The following is a 5,715-nucleotide window of genomic DNA, read 5'->3' as shown; positions in this document are numbered from 1 at the left end:
ACACCGGCCCAGAAGAAAGCGCTGTCCGGGGTCGTCACCGGCCGGATCGGGTCGGCGGCCGGGGTCGGCGGCCGGGGGGGGGGGGGGGGGGCGGGGGGCGCCCCCCCCGCCCCCCCCACCCCCCCCACCCCCCCGCGGCCCCCCCACCCCCCCCCCCGGGGGGGGGCCCCCGGCGGCTGCGTCGGTGCGTCTTGCACGGCACCTTCCGGGCTCCCATGGAGAGCGCGGGCGAGGCGCTGACGGCGGGCGCCCGAGCCGTCCCGCAGGATCGATGCGACGGTGCCAACGCGTCGCCGGCTGGACGCGGGGTGCGGGTGGTGGGGTCGATGAGTTCGCCTTCCACCCCGAACCTGCTCGCCTGCCACGTCCATAGCCGCAGCAGCTCGGCGGGAACGTCGTCGGGCGCTAGACCGGCCTGCCATTGGCAGGCCGCGGTCTCGACCAGCGCCCGGGTGAGCACCGGGAGCATGGCGGCGTGCGCAGGGTTCTGGCATACGTCGGCGATGCGGACCTCGACCGTGGGATGGGCGTCGGAGAGTCGCGTACACCATGCCGGAGTCGAGCAGGACACCTGTGCCGGTATCGGACGCTCTCGGTCAGATGGGGGTAGACCGGCACCGGCGACGTGGCCAGCGGCACGGCGCGGGCCCCCACCGCAAGAGCGGCCTCGTCCAGCCGTCTGCGGCTCAGACGGATCGCGGCTTGGATGTCCTCGTGGCCGAACAAGGGCGGCCCCACGAGTTCGATCTGCTCCCAGGCCATGAGTACCTGTTCGCCTGCGGTTGCGGGGGTTCCGGATGCGGAATCGAAAAGCAGGGGTTCCTCTTCGACCCCCACGCTCCGCCGAGGGTGCAACATTGTGGCGATGGCGGAAGGCCCTTTCGCACGGGTCGCGGGTGCGGAGCGACCGGTATCCCGCGGTTACCCGCTTGGGATCGCGCGAACCGCCCCGCGCGGTCAGTTCTTGCTCATCAGGCCGATTCGATAGGCGGCAGCGACCAGCTGGCCGCGGTCCCGTGAATGCAGCTTGATCATGGCCCGATTGATGTGCGTCTTCACCGTGAGCGGCGAAATGAAGAAGGCAGCGGCAATCGCCTCGTTGTCCAGGCCCTCGGCCGCGGCAATGACAATATCCCGCTCGCGGGCCGTGAGAGCGGCGGCCAAGGCAGCGTCTTGGGCTGTGGGAGTGGTGCCCGAATTCGTGAGGAGGTGACGGAGCACGGCTTTCTGCGCGGTCTGGGACAGGGCCACCTCCCCGAGCGACGCCTTCCGGACGGCGTCGATGATCTCGTCCGGCCCGGCACTCTTGCTCAGAAAGCCGTCGGCACCGGCCCGCAGAGCTTCGAGGACGTCGGGATCCTCGTCGAACGTGGTCAGCACGATGATCCTGATGCTCTCGAGCTCAGGTTGGGCGCGGATGAGTCGCACTCCCGTGGGGCCGTCGGTCCCGGGCATCCGGAGATCCATGAGGATGACGTCGGGCCGCACCTGCTGAGCCACGACCAACGCCTCTCGGCCGTTGCCGGCCTCGGGCCCGACGCGAAACCCGGCGGATTCGAGGATGGCGCGAAGGCCCACCCGAATGGCGGGCTGGTCGTCCACCAGGAGGACCGTGATCATGCTTCCGCCTGTTCCGTCGGCTCGGCCGCGAGAGGCAGGGCCGCCCGGATCACAAAAGTCTGGCCGCGCCGTTCGGCGTCGAAAGTTCCCCCGGCGGCGACGGTGCGCTCCCGCATGCCGATCAGCCCGAATCCACCGCTTTCCGGGCTCCCGTCTCCGGGGGCCACGGCATTGTCGATGTCGATCCGGAGCTGCTCGCCGCTGCGGTACACATGCACTGTCGCGGCGCCCGTACCGTAGCGGTGCGCATTCGTCAGCCCCTCCTGGATGATCCGGTACAGCGCGGCATCCGAAGAAGCATTCAGCGGCGGCTCAAGGTCGATCTCCCCCTCAAGTTCCATGCCCAAGCCTCGGAACGAGTCGATCAGCGCGGGAACTGATACCGCGTTGGTCGGGGTGCGGGCAGGCTCGTCTTCCGTGCGGCGGAGAATCGCGAGAATGTCCTGCATCTCGGTCAGGACATTGCGGCAGGCATTGCGGATTTCGGTCAAGGAGGTTTGGACGGCGGAGGTGGGCGTGGGAAGAATTCGTTCCAAAGCGCCTGCATGGACATTGATGACGGCGACATTATGCGCGACGGCGTCATGCAGGTCGCGCGCGATGCGGAGCCTCTCTTCCGCCATCCGATGCATGACGTCGCTTTCGCGGGCGTCGAGAGCGGCTTGAGCGCTCTTGCTGAGAGCGGAAATGTAATTCTGGTGGCTGCGGAGGGAAAGGCCAATTCCGAGCACGGCCGCCGTCCAGAGCGGCGAGATCAACGCTGTGGGCTCGAGCGGGCCGACCTTGAGCACCGCCATCGTGAAGAGGTACTGCGGAAGGCAGACCACGATCCCGAGCACAATCGATACGCTGCGTGACCGTCGCAGCGGCACGGAGAAGAGGCAGATCTGGACCAGAGTCCACACCGTGAGGTTGTAGCCCTGGTCCAGGATGATGGCCGCGCCGGCCGCCGCAGCGACGACGGTCGCGCTCACGGGAAACTTGCGGCGCGCCCCGATGCACCCGGCCGCGACGGCCAGACGCACCAGTCCGAGGACCGAGGCCCCGAGGGTCAGCTCGCGGTACAGCTCGATGATGACCATGAGCACGGCGACCACGTCGAGGGCGAGCTCCCACGTCCGTGGGGCCAAGGCCCCCGGACCCGCGGCCGTTGCGGGACGTCGGCGCACCATTCGAAGGTGATGTGGCATAGGCATCATCGCCTCCTCCTGATCGGTGCTGCTGAACGCCGGAATTCCCCGAACTGCCAGCCCTCTTCGAGGTTATTCCACGAATTCGCGTGCTGTCTGCCAAGACCGCGAATCTACTGCAACTGTAGTAGACGTCCTACTCCATCTGCGGATCACGAGTCACTCTGCTGGCCGGATGTGCGCGCGAAAGGGACGCGGGACTGTTGTCGGCATGCACATCACCACCGACGACTTCGGTCGGATCGACATCACCGACGTCCCGCTCCCCGATGACGTGAGGGACCCCAGCGCCACGTACACCTATTCCGGAAAGGTGTGCGTCCTCTACCGGAGCGACGCGGACCCTTTCGGCGAGGATTGGTATCACGTGGCGGTGGTCGACGACGACGGCACCAACTTCCGCACGATCTTCTCCGGCCGCATCCCGCAGCACGCGAAGGCCAACGGCATCCGCCACATGCCATTCGCCGACAACCGTCGCCTGCTGCTGGGCGACTATGTGCTCGAGTGCACGCCGGACCTCGACACCTGCACGCGCGCAGAACTCGTCCCGGTCGAGTACCCGTGGGGTCTGGAGGAAGACCCTCTGACCTCGCACCACTGGTCCGAGATCATCGTCTCCCCCGACAACGAGCACATTTCGTGGACCACCCTGAGGAATGACTTCGGCGCCGTCGTCGGCCTCGGCAGGCTGAGCCGCGCCGAGGACGGGTACGTCATCGAGGACCCGACGATCATCAGCACCGCCGACGCGCTCACCCCGGATCCTGAACGGGACGGCTACTTCCTTCCGCAACCGGTGAGGGGCGGGGAGGTCAAGCAGTTCGTCCGCGGCGGCACCGCGATCTCGGCGGTCGGCGGCACGGACGGCTTCCTCCCGGATTCCGTCGTTCAGGATCTCGCCTCGGAGGAACTGCTCCGCGTTACCAAGACCCCGGGCTACGACGAGACGACGATCTTCTCCCCCGACGAGCGCCTGGGGCTCGTCATGACCTCGCGCGCCTCGAAGCGCACCAACCCGGCGATCCTGGGGCTGGTCCCGCGACCCCACGCGATTCTCGCGGGGATGGACTTGGCCTGGGCCGTCTACACGTACACCGTCAGCGGCGTCCGCAGCTTCCGGGAAGGCAACGTGGGCCCGGTTCTCATCGACATCGAGAAGTCCATGAACGAGCCTGGGTACGAAGGCGTCCCGCTCAACAACCCGGATGAGTCCTGGGTCTACTGCTCGCCGATGTCGTGGAACCCCTCGGGCCGGAAGACGATGTGGCTCGAGGTGCTGCGCGGCAGCGAACGGCCCGGGACTTACCGAGAGATGCGCGTCCGCGTCGCTCACCTGCTGGACCACGAACCGTCCGCACCGGTGCCCACCCGGCCAACGCCGTCGTCCGCTCCGTACAGCATCAGCGGCGCCGCAGCCGAACAGACCCTCAAAAAGGCCTCGGCCCCCGTTTCGAGCGGGCGCATCGCAGGAACGCATTCCGGCTATCTCGAATTCGAGCGCGAAGCCGGGGATCTCAGCCAAGGCCGTGCCGCCGCCTCGAAAATCACGTACGTCGATTACAGCGACGACGGGCGCACGTTCTACCAGGGCTTCGAACAGACCCGCAGCTCCTTCGTCAGCGACACCGTCTATCAGGCCGAGCTTGAACTCACGGGCGAACACCCCGGCGAAATGCGCCTCCGCGCCACTTGGTCCGGCAGGCAGGACGGAACCCGCCTGCTCTTCGACCGCGATACGGACGGCCAGCCCAAGAGCCACGGCTTCGCGCGCTACGGCGGAGTCCAGCTCAATATCGAAGACCTCGTCGAATAAGAAGGAATTCAGCAATGAACCGTTTTCAAGGAAAGACCATCATTGTCACCGGCGCTGGCTCCGGAATTGGCCGCGCCACCGCCGTGAGACTCGCCGAGGAAGGCGCGAGGGTCGTCGCGACGGATATCGTGCCGGAGCGGCTGGACGAGGTGAAGGCATCGCTTCCGGGGTCGGACGTGAGAACCGTGGCCGGCGACGTCGCCGAGAGCCAGACGATCGACGGCGTCATCGCCGCGTGCGACGGCGTGCTCCACGGAGTCGCGAACGTCGCCGGGATCATGGACGGCTTCCTGCCGCTGGGCGAGGTCGACGACGACACCTGGGACCGCGTGCTGCGCGTCAACGTCACGGCCCCCATGCGGCTGACCCGTGCGGCGCTCCCACTCCTCGTCGCGGGCGAGGGCGGCTCGATCGTCAACGTCGCCTCCGAGGCGGGGCTGCGCGGCTCCGCGGCGGGCGCGGCCTACACCGCCTCCAAGCACGCGGTCATCGGGCTCACGAAGAACACGGCCTACATGTACGGGGCGCAGGGGATCAGGACCAACGCCGTGGCGCCCGGCGCCGTAGCCACCAACATAGAGGCCACGGTCCGCAGCGAATTCGCGGCCGGACGCGTGTTCCCCCTCCTGCAGGCCATCGGCTCCCCCGTCGCCGAGGCGGAGCGGCTCGCCGCCGCCATCACGTGGCTGCTGAGCGATGACTCCCTCAATGTCAACGGAGCCATCCTGCCCAGCGACGGCGGGTGGTCCGTCGCATGAACAGCTTCCCGCCCGGCTTCCTCTGGGGAGCCTCCACCGCACCGCATCAGATCGAGGGCAACAACCTCAACAGCGACTGGTGGGTCCAGGAGCAGACCGTCCCGGGCATGGAGCCCAGCGGCGACGCGATCGACAGCTACCACCGGTACCGGGAGGACATGCAGCTCCTCGCGGGCGCAGGCCTGAACTCGTACCGCTTCGGCATTGAGTGGGCCCGCATCGAACCCCTCCCCGGACGGTTCTCCCGCGCCGAGCTGGCGCACTACCGCCGCATGATCGAGACGGCTTTCGAGCTCGGCATCACCCCGGTCGTCACGCTCAGCCACTTCAC

The 5,715-nt window shown here is 67.9% G+C and carries 5 protein-coding genes; 3 read left to right on the top strand and 2 right to left on the bottom strand.

What is annotated here, in order from left to right:
* Positions 1 to 957 precede the first annotated feature (957 nt).
* Positions 958 to 1,620, bottom strand: a complete 663-nt coding sequence (locus tag ACTHL9_RS09195; RefSeq protein WP_440518554.1) for a response regulator — start codon at positions 1,618 to 1,620, stop codon at positions 958 to 960.
* Positions 1,617 to 2,816, bottom strand: a complete 1,200-nt coding sequence (locus tag ACTHL9_RS09190; RefSeq protein ID WP_440518552.1) for a sensor histidine kinase — start codon at positions 2,814 to 2,816, stop codon at positions 1,617 to 1,619. The genes ACTHL9_RS09195 and ACTHL9_RS09190 overlap by 4 nt, the downstream gene beginning before the upstream one ends.
* A 205-nt stretch (positions 2,817 to 3,021) precedes the next feature.
* Here ACTHL9_RS09190 and ACTHL9_RS09185 point away from each other — a divergent pair, with 205 nt between their 5' ends.
* The 3 genes from ACTHL9_RS09185 to ACTHL9_RS09175 form a co-directional block, all read left to right on the top strand.
* Positions 3,022 to 4,626: a hypothetical protein gene (locus ACTHL9_RS09185; RefSeq protein ID WP_440518550.1), complete on the top strand. Its 1,605-nt coding sequence runs from the start codon at positions 3,022 to 3,024 to the stop codon at positions 4,624 to 4,626.
* Positions 4,627 to 4,640: 14 nt separating this feature from the next.
* Positions 4,641 to 5,384 carry an SDR family NAD(P)-dependent oxidoreductase gene (locus tag ACTHL9_RS09180; protein WP_440518548.1) on the top strand — a complete coding sequence of 248 codons (744 nt, stop codon included), beginning with the start codon at positions 4,641 to 4,643 and terminating at the stop codon, positions 5,382 to 5,384.
* On the top strand, positions 5,381 to 5,715 hold a 335-nt coding region (locus ACTHL9_RS09175), incomplete at its 3' end, for a family 1 glycosylhydrolase (protein ID WP_440518546.1). The genes ACTHL9_RS09180 and ACTHL9_RS09175, both read left to right, overlap by 4 nt.

It is taken from the genome of Sinomonas sp. (genome assembly GCF_051955515.1).
Classification (GTDB): domain Bacteria; phylum Actinomycetota; class Actinomycetes; order Actinomycetales; family Micrococcaceae; genus Sinomonas.
This window is presented reverse-complemented; position numbering and strand designations above follow the sequence as displayed.